Genomic DNA, 20621 nt, shown 5'->3' with positions numbered 1-20621 from the left:
GCTCAGTTTCCCCTGGCCGGAGCCGGCGCGGCAGCCGGTGCAGCGGCCGGAGCCGCTGCGGGTGCGGCGGCGGCCGGGGCGGCGCCCGCCGGCGTTTTCGGGCTGGGCAGCACGTTGGGATCGGCCGGCGTCGCGTTGCCGGTGATGGTGGCGATCATCTGCGGCGTCGCCATCTTGTCGAGCGGCAGGTAGTCGCTCTTGAAATTGACGTCGACCGCGCCGGACAGCTGGATCTTGGTCTGCATCGCCGCGTTGCTGGTTTCGGACGCGGCGGTCGACGCGGTGATGATCGGCTTGTTCTCGTATTCGTAGTCGCCCTTCGCGTAGTAGTCGGCGCTGTACTGGCGGCCGTTGTCCTTGTCGTTGCTGGAGTCGTACTTGCCGCCGCGATCGTAGGTGCCCTTGCCGGCATAGGTCGTCTGGACGTTGCCGTCCTTGTCGCGGGCCAGGTCGACCGCGGTGGCGCTACGCTGCTTGGAGAGCGTGTCTTGCGCGCGCACGTCGTAGATGATCTTCGCGGAGATCTTGCCGTCGGTGACGACGATGCGGTTGATGCCCATCAGCACGATCGAGGCCAGCATCTGCTGGCGCTGCTTGGCGAGCTGCATCTTGAAGCGGTTGACGATGGCCAGCTCCGAGGCCTCGTCGGACAGGTCGAAGGTGTCGCCGTCGCCCATCTGCAGGCGGGCGCGCACGGTCTTCGACGCTTCGTCGGGGTCGACCCCGTCGCGCACCTGCACACGCGGGCTCGGCGTATCGCCGCTGTCGTCCATGCCGATCTGGAACAGGTCGGGAAACTGGTCGACCATGTGATCGCGCGCCTGGTTCTCGGTCACGTGCTCGTCGGCGAACTGGCCGAGCGATTTCGCCACCTGCGCGATCATTTCCTGATACGCCTTCATCTGCTCGATCGAGCTGTGGGTGATCGACTGGAACACGCCGCTGATCAGGCTCGCGACGAAGGTCGGAAACTTGACCTGGTTCAGCAGCTCGCCCGCCACCGCGGCACCTTCGTGCGCGGCCGACGCGGTGAACTTCGACTTGCCGATAGCCTCGACCGCCTGGTTATGGGTCTGGAAATCCGCCTCGTGCGCCGAATGATCCGTGTTGTCGTCGAGCGCGCGCGCCGTGGCGGTGCCCAGACCGCCCGGAATCTCGTGGCCGGCAAACCCTTCGGGCCGGGCCAGATAATCGGCGATCAACGCGGTGTTGCGGGCGATGTCGCGGCGATCGGCGTCGGGCATCGCGTTGAAGGCCTGCGATCGGGTCAGCATCTGCGCGACGCCGTGGCGCACTGCGTCGGCCGGCACCGGCACCGGCGTGTGGCGCGGGGCGGCCGCGGCGGCGCGCGGGGGCGGCGCGATCGGCGTGGGACGGGCAGCTTGCGGGAACATGGCGACCTCGCGGAAAACGCGTGACGAAGCGATTCGGATTCAGCTGGCCTGGGCGAACGCGTCGACAGGCAATTCGAACTCGATGGGGCGCAGGTAGAGGCTCACCCGCGCAGGGCTTGCCGCGTCCGTGCGCAGGCTGATGATCGAGAAGCGGCCCGGCCAGTGCGCGTCCTCCGGCGTAAACGCGCCCATCCATTGCTCCAGCGCCTGCAGCCCGCGCGGACGCTCGGCGAGCCCCATCGTCAGCAGGCTGAGGAACGCGGGCGGCACGTCGGGGATCGCCGAGAGCAGCACGTAGAGCTCGAAATCCGGCCCGTCCGGTCCCAGCCCGAACGCGAGCAGCGCGCCGTGCGGCGGCAGGTCGAACCGCCCGCCGAGCACCAGCCCCAGGATCTGCATGATGCCGGGCAGGCGATGGCCGAGGCCGAGCGCGTCCATGACCGGCTGCAGATCGGCGAGCCGCAGCGCCCGGGTGCACGCGAACGTGAGCCGCTGGCCGCCGAGGTCGCGCTGGGCCGCCATCGTGGTGAACAGCGGCTTGAGCCCGGGCACCATCTGCAGCGCGGCCTGGACGATGCCGGCCAGGTCGCGCGGCAGGTTCTCGATCGTGCCGGCGTCGCCGGGCAGCTCGTAGTACACCTTGGACGCGTAGAGCCCGTCGCGGTCGTAGCTGGAGCCGAAGAACGCGCCGTAGTCGAGGTTGCCGCCCGGTCGCGCGAAGCCCCGGAACGGCTCGCTCGCCTGGTCGAACCAGTGCAGCGCTTCGCGGCCGATGAAGTCGCGGATCAGCTTGCGCATTTCGCGCGTCGACGCGTCGCGCCGGTCGATCGCCGACGCCTCCGGCGGCAGCGGCTCGATCGTGAAGCGCAGCTTGCCCGGCTGGCTTTCCGAGAAGCTGGGTTCGAACGGCACCGCCATCGGCATCAGCGCGTTGTCGCGGAACCGCAGATCGTCGGCGCCGTCGCCGAACGTGCGCAGGAACAGGTCGCGCGACGGCGCGAAAGGATCGGCGGTGCCGAGGCTTCGCGCGGCGCTCTTCAGGCGGCGTTCGACGCGGGCGACGACCGGCTCGCGGATTGAGGTCAGGGGCATGGCTCGGCTCCGGCAGGGTTCGGGGATGGCGCAGCGCACGCAACGCCGGTTCAGTGCGGGCGGTTCGAGTAGTAGCTCGCGCCGTTGTGCGTGCCGACGCCGTAGCCCGCCTTCACCGGCACGCCCGTGCCGAGGCCGATGCCGGCGCCGATATCGCCGACGCCGTCCAGCATCTCGCGCGCCATCGCCGGGATCGGCACCGGCTTCGACGTCATCTGCGGCGCCTCGCGCGGCTGCGAGAACTGCTCGATCTGCGTATCGGTGGTCGCGGTATCGGCCAGCCACAGCTCGCACGCGTTGACCAGGTCGTAGTCGGTGGGATCGACGGTCGACTTGTGGTTCGACGAGACGTCGGGATTGGCGATCTGGTCGATGCTGAGCAGCGGGCCGGTCGCCTTGTTGACGCGATCGACGTTGTTGGCCAGCCACGCGGTGATGATCGTGCCGCAGGTCGCCAGCGTGCGATAGCGCGAGCTGGTGCGCGCGCCGCCCAGATCGTAGGTCGCGACCTGGTCGATCACCTGCCACATGTCCTTCGCGCCGTAGCAGCCGCGGATCTCGGGGTCCTGCAGCAGGTCGATCATGAACTTGACCTGCGACTGGATCTCGCGCGCGGCGTAATGCGCCATGCCGTAGCCGTGCAGCGACAGGTTGCCGGCGAGATCGCGGGCGGCCTTGCGCACCTGCTGGTGGTTGATCGGATTCGGCACGCTCGCGCGCAGCAACGAGTCGACCTCGGTCTGGCGCACGAACGACGACACCGACGACACGAAGCGGATCCACAGGTCGTTGAATTCGCGGTTGCCCGCGGTATTCGGATCGCCGCCCGGCACGCCGAGCGTGATGGCCGCGAAGTTCTTGCGCTCCTGCTCGGAGATGCGGTTCGGCGTTTCGCGCCAGTAGCGATAGAGCAGCTTGCCGGCATTGCCCGGGCCGATCGGCAGCGTGCCGTGCTGGAACTGCTCGACGATGCGGTCGACGACCTGGAACACCTTGAGCTCGTCGAACATCGCCGCGACGATCATCGGGCCCATCACGCGCACGTTGTCGGCGACGATATTCGCGTCCTCCAGATCCTCAAGGTTCGGCAGGTCGATGCCGAGATCGGCGATCGCGTCCTGGCTGCCGATGTTCTGGACGGTGTTCAGCTCCTCGTTGATGCGGCGGCGCAACTGCGGCTCGTCGGCCTGGATCTTGCGAGCCTGCAGGCCGCGCATCACCCGCGCGAATTCGGTGGCGACCACGCCCGGCTGCTGCTCGCCGCCGCGGCCGTCGGGATCGCCCTCGATGCACAGCAGCGCCAGCACCCGCTGCGCGAGCGCCCCGTACGAATTGGCTTCGCCCACCGCCGCGAAGAACTGGCGGGTAAACGCGTTCATCAGCCCGTTGTCGTCGTCCGGCACGATCTTGCCGTCCACGACCTTCACGGGCGGCGGCGTGGCCCCGTCCACCGCGAGGATGCCCAGCACCAGCGCGACCAGCGTGATCGACGCTGGCTCGGGATCCGCGCCGTTCGCGCCGTTCGCGCCATTTGAGCCGCCCACGCCGCCCTCGCCGAATTTCAGCTGGCCGGTTTCCTCGGAAAGCAGCGGCGGGTTGATCAGCGACTTGCTGGCGAGCAGCTCGCGGGTGGCGACGAACAGCGGGTCGCAGACCTCCGTCTCCTCGCCGGACGACGTCTTGCTGCCGTAGACGACGTCGAGAATGGCCTTGCACAGGGCGAGCTGCTGCCGCTCGGCAGCGACCAGGGGCCGCTTCAGCGACTCGAGCCGGTTGACGATATCGACCAGCCCGTCGCGTGCCCGGGTCTCGAGGTCGACGAGGTCGAGGAAGCGGACTTGATGATTGACATGAAACATTTAACTTCTCCTTGAAATCCGGTCGGTTCGAGGGAATGAACGGGATCCGGTGCGCAAGTCAGCCGTCGTCGGCGCTTCCTTCCTTGTCCGTGCAACCGTCGTCGCCCGCCGCTTCGTACGCGTCGATGCGGCCGGACAGCGCCTGCAGCGCCGCCGCCGCGTCGAGAATGCCGGCGCCGCAGCCGTCGGCCGCGCCGGGCGCGAACGGGCGGGCGGTGGCGACCAGCAGATCGCGCACCGTCGCGCCGTCGAGCGGATAGGCGCGGCGCTGCGCATACGCGACGAGCAGCGCCGCGGCGCCCGCGACGAACGGCGCGGCGAAGCTGGTGCCGGTTGCAAGCTGATAGGCCTCGATCGCGCTCGTCAGCACCCGTTCGCCCGGTGCGCACAGCGCAACGTGCGGACCGCGCGTCGAGAACCGGGTGGGCCGTCCGTCGTCGCCCACCGCACCGACCGCGATCACCTGCGGGTAGGCGGCGGGCCAGTAGCGGGTGACGCTGCCGTTGTTGCCGCTCGCGGCAACGAGGATGCAGCCGCGCGCGGCGGCATACGCAATCGTGTCGGCATGCGGTTTCGGGCGGTTGGCGGCGATCGTCGCATCGTCGGTGCCGAAACTCATGTTGATGACCTTGGCGCCGAGGTCGACCGCCAGCTTGAGCGCGCGGTCGAGGTCGGCGATCGCGCCGAGCCCGACCGCGTGCGCGTTGCCCGGCAGGCGGGCGGCCGCCAGCGCGCGCATCGGCAGGATGCGGCAATCGCCGCCGAGTCCGCGCGGCATCGCCACGCCCTCGGCGGCGATGATGCCCGCGCAGCCCATGCCGTGGCCGACGAAGCGATCCTCGGGAAAATCGCCGCGATGGCCGTGGCCGCTCAGCAGCTGCACGCCCGGCGACAGATCGCCGGGCTCCAGCCGCACCGTGTCGGCGCCCGCGCGGAACGCGTGGGCGAATTCGGGATGCTGGCGGGCGATGCCGCTGTCGATGAGGCCGACCGTGACGCCGCTGTCGCCCCGCTCGATCGCATGCGCGTCGGCCATGCGCACCAGCGCGCGGGCATCCTGTGCGAACCGCGCGGCCGGCGGCACGGGCGCCAGCCGGCCGGGCGCGTCCATCGGCACCATCGCCACGTAGTTGGGCGTCACGCTCTCCACGCTCGCGAGCTGCGCGAGCGAGTCGCACAGCGCGCCGATCGGCGTGCCGGCCGGCACGCGCAGCAGCAGCGTGCGGGCCATGCCCGTCGTCTGTTCGACCGCGTCGTAACCGTGGTGCGCCTGCCCGGGCACCCAGCGCCCGGCCACCGCGCTGAACGGGCGCACCGCGAGGAAGCGGCCGGCGAACGCGACCACGATGCGGTCGACCGGGCCGCCGTCGATGCATTGCGCGGCGGCCAGCGCGCCGCGCGTCACGTCGCGGATCGACGGCACATGCTCGGGCGCTTCGCCGAGCGCCAGCTTCAGGAGCAGGCTGGTCGGCAGGCTGAACTGCCGCTCGCCGGGCGACGCCCACGGCGTGCCGAGTGCATGGATCGTCATGGCCGCGTCTCCTCCTGACCGGGAACGGCGGCCAGGGTCATCGGCCTGGCGGCGGGCGCCGGCGGCGGCGCGAAGGCGCTCAGGTCGAACGCCATGGCGGCGGCATGCCGGCTCGTCGGCGACACGGCGAGTTCGCCGGCCCACTGGTCGTGACCGGGCGCGAGCAGCAGCTCGTCGTCCGCCGATTGCAGCACGGCGACCGGGCGATTGCCGATCCGCACCAGCGGCGCGTGCCCGCCGTTGACGAGATTGCGCCCGACCACGCGCAGCAGCGGCGACGCATCGGGCAGCGCATCGGTGGCGGGCGCCACGGGCTCGACCCGCTCGACGCTCGGCGCGGACGCCCGGTCGAGCGCCCGGCGCAGCCGGTCCACGGACAGGTTGGTGACGCGGCCGATCGCATGCACCATGTCGCGCTGCTCGGCCTGCCGAAACTGCCTGACCGTGCGCACGCCGGCCCATTCCAGCCGCTTGCGGTCCTCGGCCGAGAGTTCGTCGCCCAGCGCGTCCAGCGGCTGGTCCTTGCTGTCCTCGGACAGCGCGATCGCGTTCTCCTCGATCGCCGGCCGCGTGATGGTCGTGAAGACGAGATGGAAGGTGCTGCTGTCGGTGTCGCCCGGGCCGGCGGGGCGAATCCAGACCTCGCTTTCGACGAATTCGACGTGGGCGCGCAAATCGAGGTTGACGTCCTTGATCGCGAAGGTCAGCGGCAGGTTGAGGTTGCGCGCCTTGATTGCCATCGCCGCCTGCGCGTTGTCGAGCTGGCTCTGCACGGCCTGGATGAAATCCTCGAGGCGCAGGCTGGCGTTGCTGTTCATTGCCCCGCTCCATCGATCGGCACGGCTTCGAGGACGATCACGAGCCGCGCCGGCTCCGGATCGAAGGCCGTGCGGGTCAGGAACTGCGGCAGGTCGCCGACCAGCTCGATGCCGCCTGCGCCGCGCGCGACGCGCAGGTCGAGCGGCAGCTCCATGGCCAGCGAGCGCACCTGCAGCCCCTGCGCCGCCCCCGCGGTCAGCAGTTCGGCAACGTCGGCAAACGCGCCCAGCGTCTCGCCCAGCGGCCGCTGCGAAATCATGCCGGTTCTCCTCGAGTGGATGCGGGCGCAGCCGGAGCGGCCGGAACAGCGGACGGGGCGGGTGCGACGGGTGCGGCCGGCAACGCAGGCGTCGCCGCGGGAGCGGGCGCCGCAACCGGCGCGGCAGGCTGGGCGACCGTCGCGGCCGTCGGCGCAGGCGGCGCGATCCGCGCGGCGGGCCGGCTGTGCCGCTCCAGCAGATTGCGCGACGCCTCGTCGACGAAACGGTCGAGCGGCAGTGTCTCCGACGCGAAATTGATGCTCACCTTCCCGGTCAGCGTCGCCTTGAGATCGGTGTCGGTTTGCGCATTGACCGCAACGGTCGAGACCGTGGTGACGACGTCGCCCGACGTCCCCCGTCCGCCCCAGGTCGTCTGTCCCGACGACGGGTCGTTCGACGTCGCATACTGCACGGCGGCCCGATCGCGCGCCTTGGCCTGGAAATTGAGGCTGGCGGCGATCGTCCCGTCCTTGACCACGACGCGCTGCATGCCCAGCAGCACCATCGTCGACAGCGTCGACAGCCGATGTTGCGCAACGCGCGTGCGGGCGCGGGGCAGCACCACCGATTCGAGCGTCTGGGCGTCGAACGCGCCGTCTGCGGCGCCGAAATCGGCGAGCCACGCGGGCGCGGGCGCCGCGTCGTCGTCGCCGGGCCGGACCACCGGCGCGAGACGGTATTCGCCGCCGTCCTGCGCCAGCGTCACGTCGTGCGGATACTGCTCGACCAGCCACGCGCGCGCCTGTCCGTCGGTCACGTTCTCCTGCGCGAACTGGTCAAGCGGCTTGGCCACCGCGCCGACCAGGTCGGCGAAACTCTCGACCTGCTTGATCGAGCTGTCGACGATCGCGTCGTACGTGCCATGCACGAGGCTCGCGACGAAGGTCGGAAAGTCGATCGCGTCGGCCAGTGCCGCCGCACGCCGGCCGATGGCGTCGGTCGCCTTCTCCTTGGGGGGCGCCGACGCGCCCGGACCGCCGGCCGGCGCCGTCGCTTGCGGCAACGCGCCGTCCTGCCTGCCCGGGTCGCTCGATCCGGAGCCGTCGACGATCTCGCGGCCGAACGCGTCGCGAGCGAGCGCCATCGCGGGCGTTGCCGCACCGCGTGGCGGCGGAGGGGGAATGTGGCGGGCCATCGCGCGTGTCCCTCAGGGGTCAGGCGGGCTGCAATTCGCGCGCCGCGGGTTGCGTGCCGCTCGCCGGGAGCGGCGCCGCGCCGTCGGCGCCGTGCACGGTCTGGAAGCGGCCGTCGCCGTTCAGCGCCACCTCGGTCACGCCGATCTGATCCTCCTCGCCGGCATGCCGGAACGTGGTGGTGATGCGCAGCCTGACGCTCGCCCGCTCGGGGGTGCCGGAACCGCGGCCGATATCGGCGCGCACCAGCGCGCTCCAGCCGTCGAGCATCTGCCCGTCGCCCGGCGAAATCGCCACGTCGCCGACCGCGCCGCCCTGCCACGCCCAGTCGATCGTCACCGGCGCCGACGTGCGGCCGCTCGGCCCGTCGATGTACGGCCAGTCGTCGAGGGCGATGCGCTGACCGGTCATGCGCGGCTGGCCGGCACCGCCCGCCAGTGCATTGGCGGGCTGGACCAGCCCGGCCAGTTGCGCAAGATCGTAGCTGCGCCCGTCGCGACTCTCGGTGCGCCGGGTCAGGCTCACGCCGAAGCCGAATTCGCCGCCCGCGGCCGGCGGCTCGACGCCGAGCGCGTAGCCCGCGCCCGCCGCGCTGCCGCGATTGATCAGGTGGCCGAACGTGCCGCCCGCATGCATGAGCTGGATCACGCCGATGCCGGCCGCGGCCTCGTATTCCGACACGAAATCCTCGTAAGTCATGATGTAGCGGCTGCCGGTCGCGTGAGTCGGCGGCAGGGTCCGCGCGCCGGGATGGCCCGGCGTGCCGACCACGCGGTCCAGCGGATCGGTGATCCGCACGAAATACGCGTCGCCGCTGCGATACATGCCCGTCACCACCACCGCATGGAAGAAGTTGACCGGCGCGCGCACGACTTCGGCGACCCAGATCGGCCCGTTGGCCTCGAGCAACCGCCGAAAGCCTTCGGGCGCGAAGCATGCATTGGGTTCGACCGTGAGGCTCGACGCCCCGGCGAAGACCGCCACCTCGGCCGGCTTCAGGCCATCCTGCATCTGGCGCTCGAGGCTGATGCAGCGCGCGAGCAGCGCCGGGTCGACGCTCTGGTTGTCGCGCCAGCCGATCACCATCGACGCGGCCGTTGCCCAGCACCCCATGTCGGTAGGCTGCGGGGTCAGCTGCACCTCGTCCCAGTTCACCGTCCAGTCGTCGGCGCCCAGCGCGCGCGCGGTGCCCGGCGCGACCGACAGCGCCTGGCCGATGCCGAAGAAGCTGCGGCTCGGAATCGGCGCCTTCAGGTGGCCGACATACGCGAGCGTTCCCGGGGTCATCGTGCCGGTCGACAGGCTGGCGAGATCGCCCGGCGGCACCCAGTGCGGCGGCACGCTGACGATCGGCTTGCCCGCGTCCTGGAAGGACTGGGCGACCAGTTGCGAGCAGAAGAAGTTGTCGGTGTCGGTGCCTTCACCGAGCTCGATGCGGCCGACGAAACGGCGGCAGCGCTCCGCCGCGTCGCCCGACAGCAGTTCGCATGCGTGGCGGTCGATCAGGTAGCCGCCGCAGCGGACCAGCCCGACATAGTTGAAGCCGCGATCGAGGTAGCGCGCGGCGGCATCGGCGACCTGCCGCTTCTGCGTATCGGTCAGGCCCGGCACCCGGAACGCGACCGCGAGGCGCGCGTCGGCCAGCGCATCCGCGAGCGGGCGCAGCTGGACCCCGCCGGGAATCGCCTCGATCACCTGCCCGCCTTGCCCGACATAGAGCATCGCATGGCTGACCTCGGCGCCCGAGCCGGCACGAATGACGCCCGAGCCGGGATTGCCGGTGGTGCTGAGAATGATGTCGCCGATCTCCAGCGCATCGGTGCCGATCGACAGGCCGCCAACGCCCGGATCGAGCGGAATGTCGTCGCCGAGGCCGCGGGCGGCGAGCCCCAGCGCCTGGCCGGCCGACTGCGGCTGGCAGGTGCGGCTGTTGACCAGCCGCATGAAGTAGTCCCAGTCCCAGTTGCCGTCGGGGCACGCGGTATGGCCGGTCGAGGTGTCGGCCTCGCGATGGCCCATGATCGTGGTGCGATTGATCGGCAGCTGATACTTGTCGCACAGCGACGCGACCAGCGCCGCCGAGGTTTCGTACTGGAGCGGGGTCGGCGCCAGCGCGTCGAAATGCTGGACGGTGCCGTTGCGGCGCGGGTAGTCGGCGCCGCCGCGCTTCACCGCGATATGCTCGATGCCGATGCTGCGCTGGTTCGAGCCCTTGCAGTGCCACGCCGTGTCGGCCTCGGAAACGAACTGGACGACTTCGCCCGCCTGCCCGACCAGGTAATGCGAACTCACCTTGGACGCGGCATTGGTGAAGGTATTCACCACGTGCTGCACGGTGGGCACGTCGGCGATGTGGATGATGATGCGGTCGATCGTCCTGCTGCCGCGCCCCTCGTCGAAATTCGGGCTGGCCGCGGTGCGCGTGACGAGACTGTTCTCGCGCGCCCCCAGCGCCAGCGCACTGGCCGTTGCGGACGGCTCGGCGGCCGCGTCGTCGTCGCTGTACGGCGGCGTATCGATGCCGTACGCCTCCGGGTCGTCGCTCAGGCTGCGCGACCACGCGAGCGACGCCGAGGTGGCGATCGTGCCCGACGCGGCGCGCGATACGCCGACGAAGATGCTGACCGGGCTGCCGACGCTGACGCCGGCCGACAGCGTGACGCCGACGAATTCGTTGCGGGCGTTGAACAGCGCCGAGATGCCGCCCGCCGGGGCCTCGCCGATCATCACGCCCACGGATGTGCCGGCGCCCGCGAAATCGTCGATATGCCCGCGCAGCAGGCTGATCTGGCCGGTGACGCTCGCCGACACGATGAAGCCGAAGTCGAGCTCGCCCGCCGCGAAGGCGCCGATGTCGTCGCCATTGGCGTCGAAGATGAGGCCGACCGAGCCCGAGCCCCCGGCTTCCAGCCCGGCGCCCGCGCCCGCGCCGATCGAGACCGACAGGCCGTTGCGCATCGCGACCGGCAGCAGCAGCAGCAGCGACGCGGTGGCCGGATTCGCGCTCAACATCGCGCGCAGCGCGGCCCGCTCGACGGTCGAGAGCTTGCGCGGCCGCGGCCAGGTAAAGCTGCGGCGCTCGCCGGCAAGGCGGAACTCGGCATCGTCGCCCATCCCCTGCGAGACGGGCGTCGGCGCGGCGGCGGGCGCCGGTGCCGGCGCAGGAGGGATCGCTGCGACCGGCGCGGCGGCGTGCAGCGGCGGCAGCGGGCCGAACCCGTCGTCGTAGTGGACGTCGTGATGCGGCACAGCGGCCTCGACGCCCGGCTGCGGCGCGGCGGGAACGGCTGCCGGTGCGGCGGGCGCCGGCACGGCGGTGGTGCCCGGCCGGGTGCCGTCGCCGGCCCAGTTCAACAGCGGGCTCCTGAGGCCGGCCCCCCCGCGCGTCGGGAACATGAGCACCCTGCGCAACCCCCGGTCGCTGAGCCCCGACAGCGACACGTAGGGGCTGTCGGCATTCGGCAGGACGTCCACCGTCCACGCATCGGCATCGGGCGATGCGGCGGTGGCGAGACCAAACCACAGCCGGCCCGCGCCCGCGAAGCGCGCCAGCACCGCGGGCGGCACCATGAACACCGCTTCGCCGCGCGGGATCGCCAGCAGGCCGTCCTCGCGGCTGGTGTAGAACGTCGACGACGTGCGGCCTTCCTTGCGCACGAACAGCGCGGGATCGGTGGCGATCACCAGTTCGGCGACGCACGGCGCGTGGCCGACGCGAATCGTGAAGCCCAGCATCGGGAAGCGGTCGGTCACGACCATGCGGTTGGGATGGAGTTGCGCTGCCATGTCGTGTCCTCAGCTCTGGTTTTGATCGGGCTCGTCGCGACGGCCGCCGAGCATCGGCTTGCTGCGCGCATCGATCGCGCGCTGTTCGAATTCCTGCGGGGGAAGAATCGCCAGATCCGGTTCCGGTTCGGCGATGTCGGCAATGTCGGGGATGTCGTGGTGCGTCGCTTCGAACTGGGCGATCGAACGCGCGAGCAACTGCGCCAGCAGCTTGGCGTGAACCGGGCTGACCGCGATGCGGCTCATCAACTGGACGTTGCCGGACTGCGGCTCGACCTGTCCGGCATCGATCAGGAACTCGAACGCGTTATGCCCGACCTCGAAATAATTCGCATAACTGGCCAGCAGCGGCCGTGGCTGGCCGGCCGGCTGCGCCGGGTCCGGCGGGGCGTCCTGGAGTGGCTCGATGACGTGCACACGGCCTCCTTGCATGGCGACGGGCGGTCTGTCCGTCGATCTTCGCAAGGAGCGGGCCAACCCGCGCGCGCTGACGCAAGCGCATGATTTGCCGTGGAATTTCCCGGTCGGACCGGAATGCGTGAAGGCTGCCGGGCTGTACCATGTGACAGCCGCGCTGTCACACTGATGCAGTGTTGCCGGCGTCCAGGTTGTACTTGGCCAGCTTGCGGTACAGCGTCATGCGTGACCAGTTCATCTGGCGCGCCGCTTCCATCTTGTTCCAGTTGGTCTGGCGCAGCACCGAGACCAGCCGCTCGCGCTCATGTTCGCCGGCGGAAAAGTCCTGCACGAACAGGCGGCGAAACGCCGGCGGCAGATCGCCCAGCCCGAACGGGCGCCCTTCCGGCGCATCGATGAACAACGCCTCGACCAGGTTGCGCAGCTCGCGCACATTGCCCGGCCACGGGTAGTGCCGCATGCATTCGAGCAACGCCGGATCGGGCCGCCCCACCCGCATCGCACGCCGCTGGTTGTGTTCGGCGACGAAGTGATCGACGATCGACGCGATGTCTTCCGGCCGTTCCCGCAGCGGCGGTATCTCGATGCGCGCGACGTTCAGTCGATAGAACAGATCGGGGCGGAAACGGCGTTCGGCGACCAGGTCCTCCAGTCTTTCATTGCTGGCGGCCACGATCCGGACGTCGACCGCGCGTCGGCGCAGCGAGCCGACCGGCATCACCGTGCGGTCTTCGAGCAGACGCAGCAGCTTGGCCTGGACGGCGGGCGGCATCTCGCTGACTTCGTCGAGGAACAGCGTGCCGCCGTCGGCCTCGACGAAGCGGCCGGGAAACGCGTTTTGCGCGCTGGTGAAAGCGCCACGCTCGTGGCCGAACATCTCGGATTCGAACAGGCTGTCGGGCACGGCGGCGCAGTTGACCGCGATGAACGGCTTGCCGGTGCGGGCGCTGAGGCGATGGACGGCGGCGGCGACGCGCTCCTTGCCGGTGCCGGTTTCGCCGGTCACGAGCACCGTCGTATCGGTCTGCGCGACCTTCGCCAGATAGCGGCGCAGGTCGGCCATCGCCGGGCTCGTGCCATGCAGCCCGAGTGACGTCGCCTGAATGCTTCCGGTCGTGCTCATGCGCGCGCCGCTCGGCTAGCAAACCGCTGACGGGTTATGCGCAGCCCCGATTTTCATCGCCACTTTCCCCCCGCTGGATATTGAGGAACAAGGCAACCATCCTCGATGGCGATTGTCGGCACGCGTTTAATTAGTACTTGGCGATGCGTATCGAATGGATAACCGCGTGTCACGGCGCGCCGGCTGATAATCAGTGTAGTGTCAATATCGATATTCGTACAACCTATCGACTACCGACGCTCGCGCACGAAATACCGGCCGCCGATGCGCGTGCGAACCGCTCGGCGAAAGCATGCGCCGGCGCAAAATGCGAACGGGCGATTTCACGCATTTTTCATAATGGGATCGATGCGCCGAGCCCCGGCGTTGCTTCGTGAATGGCGCAACGCCGTGTCATACGAATCTCCGCGATTCCCTCAGCCCGTCCGACGCGCACTCCGCACCGGCTCACGCGCCGGCATCTCGACCGCAGATTGCATGAACCGCTGATCGACCGTCGCGGAGATGCGTCGTGCGGTTTCGCACAGCGCGACGCCGATCTGCCTGATCGACATCGCCCCGGCCTCTCCGGAGAGCGCCAGATATGGGCAAGCGAGGATGGCGATTGCCGAGCCCGACTTGTCGACGATCGGCGTTGCGATATCCGTGATGCCGGGAATGCGCTCATTCGGGCGGCAGATATAGCCGTCTGCCTGATGGGTCGGCAATGCTTCGTCACTGCGCGGCTGGTTCCACGACTCGACATCGTGCCCGACGGTCCGCAGCAATCGGGTTCGCACGTCTTCGTCCTGCAAAGCCAGGTACATCTCGCCCGCGGCGCTGCCGTGCAGCGGAACGCGCGTGCCGGCCCGAACCGCCAGGTTCCATTCCGTTTCAGCGCCGGCCGTTGCGATGACAACCATCGTGTCGCCATCGAATACCGTCAGGTAGCATGACTGAACAGTCTGCAGCGCGAACTGCTGCAGGAGCGGCGTGACAAGCGCGCCGAGCGATCGTGTCGGCGCATGATGCTGTCCGAGAAAATAAAGCTTCATGGTCAGCGCGTAACGGTCGTAACGATCCACCCTGTAGATGTACCCCCGCTCCTCGAGCACCTGCATCATCCGATACAGTTCGCTCCGGCTGCGCTTCAACGCGCGGCAGATGTCCGCCTGCGCCATTCCGTACTCGCGACCGATGAGCAACTCGAGAATATCGAGGCCCTTCTCGAGCGCCGGCGCACGATAATGCGCTTTTTTCTTGAGACCCGAACCGTCGGGATCAACCGGATCTTCGTTTGGATTCCGCATGTGAAACGATGCCTCTGGAATTCAGCTCACTTGAGTCACGCCGGCGTGACCGCGCGCGTCATGCGGCGCTGCTGCGAATGCGGGAAAAGTATCGTGGACACCGCTCACGAAGGCCGGATCGCATGGATCACGCCGCGCAGGTTTCTGCACGACGCCTCCTTTACGCGCGGCAGCGCGACATGCACCTGGTTGCGCAGTTGCGGAAGCGCCGACACGAACCGGTCCAGTACCGCCGCCAGATGCGTGGAGCGCATCGCTTCCTCGGGCTTCAGCAAGAAGCTGTCCGACAGACCGAAATGACTGAAGAGCCCCTGGAACTTGTCCTGATAGGTCAACGCGGCGACAGGCACACCCATGCCAAGACTCGCGATCGCCAGATGCATGCGCCCGGTGACCACGCCGTCCACCTGCCCTGAAATGGCCTTCAGTTCCGCCGCCGACATCCTGGTGCGCGGGTAGCAAAGCCGCTCGCCCATCGTCGCGGCCAATGCGCGATGCAGCGGCTCGAGACAGGTATCGTCGCCGTCCCGGCCGCGATAGTCGTGGGACAGCAGCACGATGCTGATCCGATGAAGCGCCGCGAGTTCGCGAATGGCTGCCTGTGCCGACGCGACCAGCGCCGCGATATCGTCGTCGCTGGCCCGGCGGATCAGCATCGGGTGAAGGTTGAATGCGATCACGATGTCGCCGGCCGCGCGGCGCGCTTCGACCCACGCGGCCGTGCCCCTGACGCAATCGGACGAGTCGTCCGGCTGAAGCATGAAGGCGGAATCCGCGACGAGCTCCGCGCTCGCCGAACTGAAACGCCTGAATCGATCGAGCGAAACGCCGTCGCGAACGTTGACCAGCAGCCGGGCGTCGATCCGATCGAATGCATGCCGCAAAGGCATGTACGGCAAGCGGTTGAAGCTGAAGCCGAGAATCGTGCCGTGCACGCCGCGTCGGACCAGCAGATCCGCCGTTGCCAGCAACCTCAGCGACGTAATGGGCGAATAGTAGCCGTCCATCACGTCGGCGCCGATGACGACCACCGCGCTGGGTCGCAGTGCGGCGAGCCGTTCGACCGTGTCCGTCAGGCGCCATGGCTCGTTCCATGCGTCGACCGCATGCAAACCGAGCCGGGTCGCCGCGTCTGCTGCCGCGGGCGTGGCCGTGACGACCGACACCTTCAATGCGCCGTTCGCCTGCCGCAACCGCTCGACGACCGCGCGCAGCATCGCTTCATCGCCTTTCGAGCCGACCAGCGTCCACGGATCGCACGGCAAGATCAGCAGATGGGCGGCGGACGCGCCGTCGTCGCCCGTGACGCGTCGCGCGGCCTCGCGACGCCACTGCATGGTCAATCGCTTCACATACAACCACACGCGAAGCCGCTGTTTCAAACCGGCCAGTTTCGACATGTTCTGTTCCCCTGAATGATTCGGTGGTTTCGACGGATGCAACCGTCAGGCCGGTGCGGCGACCGGCGGCCGCCGCCGGAGCGTGTCGCGAAGCACGCGAAGCTGCGTGTCGTGCCAGGCCCGCGCGCAATCGCGCGCCGCCGCGCCCTGGGCAATCCGATGCGCGCGGTCCGTCGCGAGCCGGACGACCGCATCCGAAAAGCCCCGCGGATCGCCGTCGCGCACGACGGTCACCCCGCTCAGGTCATGCTCGCCGAGGCCGCGCGCGCCGGTCCGGGTGCTGACGATCGGTACGCCGAGCGCCATGCTTTCGAGCAGCTTGATGTTGATGCCGGTGCCGAGCAGCATCGGATTGATCGAGATCGGTGCGATCGCGAATGCGTCGCCCAGCTCGGCGACGGGGCCGTGCTTGACGATATGCGGCCCGTCGGGGACGGCCGCGGCAATCGTGCCGGCGAGATGCAGGCGGAACGCCGGCAGCCGGGCCACGATACGCGGCAGGATCTCGTCGACGAAGTATTTGACGGCGTCGCGATTCGGCTGGTTGTCGCTGCCGAGGAAGGTCGCGTCGGCATGCGCGGCACAGTCCACCTGTGGCGGAAACGCCAGCAGATGACTCAGCACCGCGACCGCCGGGGTAGCGCCGCTGCCGAGACGCGCCGCCAGCAGGTCGCCTTCCTCGGCCTGGATGGCCAGCGCGACATGCGCGCGGCGCAATCCGTCGCACTCCCGTTCCGGCGGAATCGAAAACATGTAGCGCTTCGCGCCGGGGCGCCCGATGAACGGCACATGCCGGTCCGCAAAGATGTCGTGCGTATCGATGACCTTGACCACCGTATCGGGAAACGCATCGAGCGCGCGCGAATAAAACACGTATTCGACGAACACGGCATCGAATGCGTGGTGCTGCTGCAGCGCGCGCAATTGTGCGGTAAAGCGCTCGCTGAACAATTCGTCGAGCCCCGTGTAGTACGCATGCCGGCTGCCGGCCGCTTTCGCGGCGAGACGACGCGCCAGCCAGGCCACCCGCTTGACGCGATACAGCGCCAGCGCCAGGCCCGCGCGGCGCAATATCGACACGCAGTCGGCACCGAACTCCCGGCGATGCGCGTCAAGGTCCATGCCGCCCGTCTGGCGCGATTCCAGATAGACGAAATGCACGTCGCAGCCGAGCGATTTGACCGCCCGCGCGAGATTCAGCACGCGACTGCGATTGCCGGCATTGACGGGAAACAGCGGAATGGGCGAAACGATCGCAACTTTCATGAGGCGTTTCCTTTGGGCGGAACCGGCGGCGGCGCACCGCCCGGCGCACCGTGACGAATGGCGATGAAGGTGCCGACGCGCACGGACTGTCCTCGCGCGAATCCGACGCCGTGGACATAAATGCCCTTCTCGTGATCGGCGTCATACGCGAACGGGCCGCCCGGGACAGGCAGCCATTCGAATCGCGCGTCGTCGAGCGCGCGCGCCGGCGTGTCGGTGTGCAGCGTCATCGGCGGATAGGCGCCAACCCGCACGACCGCAGCGCCAGCACCACCCGCACCGCCGCCTTCCGGCACACGCACCGACGCGTAGAGATCCCAGCGCCCGTCGCGCGGCAGCTTGTCGAGCTTGAGCTGGATTGCCCAGACGCCCGAATCGCCGCGTATCGCTATCGCGGCGCCGTCGAGCGCCGCGGGGTCGGCCACCACGCGCGCGCTGTCGTAGAGATTCACGCGCGAAACATCGATCGCGCGCCAGTCGCTGTCGGCGAGGCCCGCCACGAGCGGCGGCGCAACGACCGGATGCCGGTCGAGATCGAGCAATGCGCCGAGCGCCGCGAGATTGCCGCTTTGCCGGTACTGACGAACGCCCGCTGCCGAGATTGCCGCGTCGAAACGCGCGCGCCGCGCGCGGATATCGAGGTCCCAGCCTTCCTGCGCGGCGCGCGCCGCGTAGCGGTCGCGCAGCGCCAGGATCACGAAATCGAGCGGCATGCGCGCGTGGCGAACGCGCGCGCTACGCACGGCATCGCCGTCGACAGCACGGGCGGCCGCATCGAAATCCCATTCCGACTGGCGGACGAAGTCGTACGTGTACATCGACATGCCGACCGGCGTCTGTTCGGCCAGCACGTCGCCGCTCGCGCGCAGCGCGGCGTGCATGCGATCGATGTAGCGGACGACGGCCGGCGCAGCCGCGCCGTAATAGGCGTCGCAATATTCGCGGACGAGCGTGCGCGGGTCCGCAGTCGGCGTCCAGAGCAGCCGGGCGATCAACCACACGCGCAGGCTCGCGAATTCGCCGCCGCGCGACTGCCAGTCGCCTTCCGCAAAGTAGCCGTCGACGCTCGGCAACGTGGCGAGCCACGCGATGCTGCGGCCGATCGGATAGAGATTCGGCGTCGGCTGGATGTAGCCGCCGAAGTTCACGACGTGATCCCACACGGTGACGTGCCGCGCGATGTCGCTCCATTTGCGCAGACCGTCGCGCAGCGACGCGTTGCGGTCCTCGTTCAGCGCGACGCCGTAGTCGACCTGGATCGTCATCGGATACACGCGAACGTAATCCGGGACCTGCATGCCGTCCGGCGGCGTGAAGCCCCAGTGATAGGCCGGCATTGCAAACCGCGCGCCGGGAACCGCGTCCCGGACCCGCGCCGCCACGTCCCGCACCATATCGAGAAACGCCACCGACGGCGCACCGCCATGTGCGTCGGCAAACGCGCGGCTGGCTGCGTCCAGGTCCCAGCCCCAGTCCATGTCGCGGATGCCGAACCAGATGCGGCTCGGGTCGGGTTGCCGCTTCAGGCGCGTCACGATCCCGGCCGCCATCGCGGCGCGGACGTCGGCCGACATCATCGCGAGTTGCCCGCCGGCATACCACTCGGGATGCGCGGCCGCATACCGGTCACGCGGCACGAGCGTCCAGAAATCCGCATCGCCGTCCCGCGCGAGCCAGCTGCGATCCCACATGTCGATACCGGGCGGGGAAGCGCGATACGACGTGCCGTGCGACTCGCCGTTCAGCAGGTTGTGCGCGCGGAACGGCTTGTCCTCCCCTTCCGCGCTCAACACCTCCCGATACGCGAAGCGCGGAACCTGCCTGATGGGCGCCGTGTCGACGCGCAGCTCAGCCTGTCGCGGCACCTCGGTCGCGTCGGGCGCGAGCCACTTCACGCCGAGCTTGCGGTCGAGCCACCAGTACGCGCCGAACAGCGTGCCGCGCGGGGTGTCGCCGGCCACGACGAGGTCGTCGCCGCTGCGGCAGACGACGAAGCCGTCGCTGCCGAGCGGCGCCGCGTGTGCCGACCGGCATCGTTCCGCCGCATGCTCGCCGCCAACGACAATGGCCGGCGTCCGGTCTTGCGCGTCGTCCGACACGGCGAACGATGCACCGCTGATCCGCGACAGGTAGTCGGCAATCTCGTCCGCCGCATGTCGCGTCACGGCATCCGTCGCACCGGCGCGAACGAGGTAGCGCGCGACGCCATCCCGCGCGAGCAGCACGCGCGGCGCCGACACCGGCGGCTTTCCGGCGACGACGTTCGCGTCGTGCGGCGGCCGCACCGGCTGCGCGCAATCGCCGCCGCGCGCGGCAATCGCGCACAATGCGACAGCCGCGGCACGCACGGCGACACGAACCGGCGCAGCAGGCCTCATTACCGTGCGATCCGCGAGATGCCGGGCGGCAACGACAGCGGCACGTGGAACTTGCGGTAGAACCGCCACAGGCTGCGCAGATGATGCCGCCCCGCTCGCGACACGGGGCTCGCCGCCGACTGTCGTTGATGATCGTGCACGAGCGTGACGCCCGGCATGCCGAGCACCCGATAGCCGGCCAGCCAGGTCCGCGCGCACAGATCGACATCCTCCATGTACAGGAAATACGATTCGTCCATGCCGCCGAGCGACTCGAACAGGTCGCGCCGCACGACGAATCCCGTTCCCATCACCCATTCGGCATCGAACGGGTTGCCGCACGACCATGCATCGATCATCAGGTGCTGGTTCATCCGCGCGCGAAAGCGGCCCGAGCGGCCGAGCGCGGTGCGTCGCGCGACGATGTCGAGCCAGCTGTAGAACCGTCGCGCCGAGTACTGGCGCCGGCCGTCGGGATACTGCAGGTCGAGCCCGACGAGCCCGGCCTCCGGTCGTGTCTCGAACAGCTCCAGCACTTTCGCCAGCCCGTTCTCGCTGAAGCGCGTATCGGGATTGACCACCAGCACGTAGTCGCGTCGACAGGCGGCCATGCCGAAGTTCACGCCGGAGCCGAAGCCGCGATTGCATGCCGCGCGCAGCAGCCTGACGCCGCGCGGCAACGCGTGCCGCAACCGCGTGTACGAGTCGTCCGGCGACGCATTCTCGACGACGACGATGTCGTCGGCGAGTGCGACGCGCAATGACGTCAACGACGCCACGCATCGTATCGTCAGGTCGGGCGTGCCGTAATTGACGACGATGACGCTGATTCTTCCTTCGGTTTCCATCGTGATACCCCGCGCCGTGGTTGATTGTGTCGGCCGGTTTGCCCGGC

At 69.2% G+C, this 20621-nt stretch carries 15 protein-coding genes; all 15 read right to left on the bottom strand.

Annotated features, from left to right (window positions below):
• Window positions 1-2 precede the first annotated feature (2 nt).
• Complete coding sequence (locus ACM6JT_RS16590; protein WP_243567106.1) at window positions 3-1394, bottom strand: hypothetical protein; 1392 nt, start codon at window positions 1392-1394, stop codon at window positions 3-5.
• A gap of 39 nt (window positions 1395-1433) precedes the next feature.
• Window positions 1434-2486 carry a hypothetical protein gene (locus tag ACM6JT_RS16585; RefSeq protein WP_131946060.1) on the bottom strand — a complete coding sequence of 351 codons (1053 nt, stop codon included), beginning with the start codon at window positions 2484-2486 and terminating at the stop codon, window positions 1434-1436.
• Window positions 2487-2536: 50 nt separating this feature from the next.
• The gene (locus ACM6JT_RS16580) at window positions 2537-4345 is read right to left on the bottom strand and encodes a hypothetical protein (RefSeq protein WP_414856870.1); all 1809 of its coding nucleotides are present in this window, start codon (window positions 4343-4345) and stop codon (window positions 2537-2539) included.
• Between the two features lie 58 nt (window positions 4346-4403).
• Entirely contained in the window at window positions 4404-5876 is a 1473-nt protein-coding gene (locus ACM6JT_RS16575; protein WP_105391478.1) for a S8 family peptidase, read from the bottom strand.
• A complete protein-coding gene (locus ACM6JT_RS16570; RefSeq protein WP_105391479.1) occupies window positions 5873-6694 on the bottom strand; it encodes a hypothetical protein in 822 nt (273 codons plus the stop codon). The genes ACM6JT_RS16575 and ACM6JT_RS16570 overlap by 4 nt, the downstream gene beginning before the upstream one ends.
• Window positions 6691-6954, bottom strand: coding sequence for a hypothetical protein (locus ACM6JT_RS16565; protein WP_105391480.1), 264 nt, complete (start codon window positions 6952-6954; stop codon window positions 6691-6693). Before ACM6JT_RS16565 ends, ACM6JT_RS16570 begins: the two co-directional genes overlap by 4 nt.
• Window positions 6951-8039 carry a hypothetical protein gene (locus ACM6JT_RS16560; protein WP_414856869.1) on the bottom strand — a complete coding sequence of 363 codons (1089 nt, stop codon included), beginning with the start codon at window positions 8037-8039 and terminating at the stop codon, window positions 6951-6953. The genes ACM6JT_RS16565 and ACM6JT_RS16560 overlap by 4 nt, the downstream gene beginning before the upstream one ends.
• A gap of 70 nt (window positions 8040-8109) precedes the next feature.
• Entirely contained in the window at window positions 8110-11874 is a 3765-nt protein-coding gene (locus tag ACM6JT_RS16555; RefSeq protein WP_414856868.1) for an N-acetylmuramoyl-L-alanine amidase, read from the bottom strand.
• Between the two features lie 9 nt (window positions 11875-11883).
• Window positions 11884-12291 (bottom strand): DUF3467 domain-containing protein, encoded by a 408-nt coding sequence (locus tag ACM6JT_RS16550; RefSeq protein ID WP_034185053.1) that lies wholly within the window; start codon window positions 12289-12291, stop codon window positions 11884-11886.
• 160 nt (window positions 12292-12451) lie between these two features.
• Window positions 12452-13414, bottom strand: a complete 963-nt coding sequence (locus tag ACM6JT_RS16545) for a sigma-54 interaction domain-containing protein (protein WP_105391481.1) — start codon at window positions 13412-13414, stop codon at window positions 12452-12454.
• Window positions 13415-13830: 416 nt separating this feature from the next.
• Window positions 13831-14703: an IclR family transcriptional regulator gene (locus ACM6JT_RS16540; protein WP_414856867.1), complete on the bottom strand. Its 873-nt coding sequence runs from the start codon at window positions 14701-14703 to the stop codon at window positions 13831-13833.
• Between the two features lie 104 nt (window positions 14704-14807).
• Complete coding sequence (locus ACM6JT_RS16535) at window positions 14808-16103, bottom strand: polysaccharide pyruvyl transferase family protein (RefSeq protein WP_414856866.1); 1296 nt, start codon at window positions 16101-16103, stop codon at window positions 14808-14810.
• A 45-nt stretch (window positions 16104-16148) separates the two neighbouring features.
• Window positions 16149-17369 carry a glycosyltransferase gene (locus ACM6JT_RS16530; RefSeq protein WP_414856865.1) on the bottom strand — a complete coding sequence of 407 codons (1221 nt, stop codon included), beginning with the start codon at window positions 17367-17369 and terminating at the stop codon, window positions 16149-16151.
• On the bottom strand, window positions 17366-19747 hold the full coding sequence (locus ACM6JT_RS16525; RefSeq protein ID WP_414856864.1) for a DUF4838 domain-containing protein: 2382 nt from the start codon (window positions 19745-19747) through the stop codon (window positions 17366-17368). Before ACM6JT_RS16525 ends, ACM6JT_RS16530 begins: the two co-directional genes overlap by 4 nt.
• The gene (locus ACM6JT_RS16520; RefSeq protein WP_034185023.1) at window positions 19747-20574 is read right to left on the bottom strand and encodes a glycosyltransferase family 2 protein; all 828 of its coding nucleotides are present in this window, start codon (window positions 20572-20574) and stop codon (window positions 19747-19749) included. Before ACM6JT_RS16520 ends, ACM6JT_RS16525 begins: the two co-directional genes overlap by 1 nt.
• Window positions 20575-20621: the final 47 nt, after the last annotated feature.

It is taken from the genome of Burkholderia sp. IT-111MI5, from assembly GCF_949752865.1.
Classification (GTDB): domain Bacteria; phylum Pseudomonadota; class Gammaproteobacteria; order Burkholderiales; family Burkholderiaceae; genus Burkholderia; species Burkholderia pyrrocinia_C.
Note: the sequence above shows the minus strand (reverse complement) of the source record. Positions and strands in the feature narration are given on the sequence as shown.

What these genes read in the sequence shown, in the direction of transcription:
- ACM6JT_RS16540 (WP_414856867.1), bottom strand. Translation starts at nt 14,703, where the DNA reads ATGCGGAATCCAAACGAAGATCCGGTTGATCCCGACGGTTCGGGTCTC.
- ACM6JT_RS16560 (WP_414856869.1), bottom strand. Translation starts at nt 8,039, where the DNA reads ATGGCGCTCGCTCGCGACGCGTTCGGCCGCGAGATCGTCGACGGCTCC.
- ACM6JT_RS16590 (WP_243567106.1), bottom strand. Translation starts at nt 1,394, where the DNA reads ATGTTCCCGCAAGCTGCCCGTCCCACGCCGATCGCGCCGCCCCCGCGC.
- ACM6JT_RS16575 (WP_105391478.1), bottom strand. Translation starts at nt 5,876, where the DNA reads ATGACGATCCATGCACTCGGCACGCCGTGGGCGTCGCCCGGCGAGCGG.
- ACM6JT_RS16530 (WP_414856865.1), bottom strand. Translation starts at nt 17,369, where the DNA reads ATGAAAGTTGCGATCGTTTCGCCCATTCCGCTGTTTCCCGTCAATGCC.
- ACM6JT_RS16545 (WP_105391481.1), bottom strand. Translation starts at nt 13,414, where the DNA reads ATGAGCACGACCGGAAGCATTCAGGCGACGTCACTCGGGCTGCATGGC.
- ACM6JT_RS16525 (WP_414856864.1), bottom strand. Translation starts at nt 19,747, where the DNA reads ATGAGGCCTGCTGCGCCGGTTCGTGTCGCCGTGCGTGCCGCGGCTGTC.
- ACM6JT_RS16580 (WP_414856870.1), bottom strand. Translation starts at nt 4,345, where the DNA reads ATGTTTCATGTCAATCATCAAGTCCGCTTCCTCGACCTCGTCGACCTC.
- ACM6JT_RS16570 (WP_105391479.1), bottom strand. Translation starts at nt 6,694, where the DNA reads ATGAACAGCAACGCCAGCCTGCGCCTCGAGGATTTCATCCAGGCCGTG.
- ACM6JT_RS16555 (WP_414856868.1), bottom strand. Translation starts at nt 11,874, where the DNA reads ATGGCAGCGCAACTCCATCCCAACCGCATGGTCGTGACCGACCGCTTC.
- ACM6JT_RS16535 (WP_414856866.1), bottom strand. Translation starts at nt 16,103, where the DNA reads ATGTCGAAACTGGCCGGTTTGAAACAGCGGCTTCGCGTGTGGTTGTAT.
- ACM6JT_RS16565 (WP_105391480.1), bottom strand. Translation starts at nt 6,954, where the DNA reads ATGATTTCGCAGCGGCCGCTGGGCGAGACGCTGGGCGCGTTTGCCGAC.
- ACM6JT_RS16520 (WP_034185023.1), bottom strand. Translation starts at nt 20,574, where the DNA reads ATGGAAACCGAAGGAAGAATCAGCGTCATCGTCGTCAATTACGGCACG.
- ACM6JT_RS16585 (WP_131946060.1), bottom strand. Translation starts at nt 2,486, where the DNA reads ATGCCCCTGACCTCAATCCGCGAGCCGGTCGTCGCCCGCGTCGAACGC.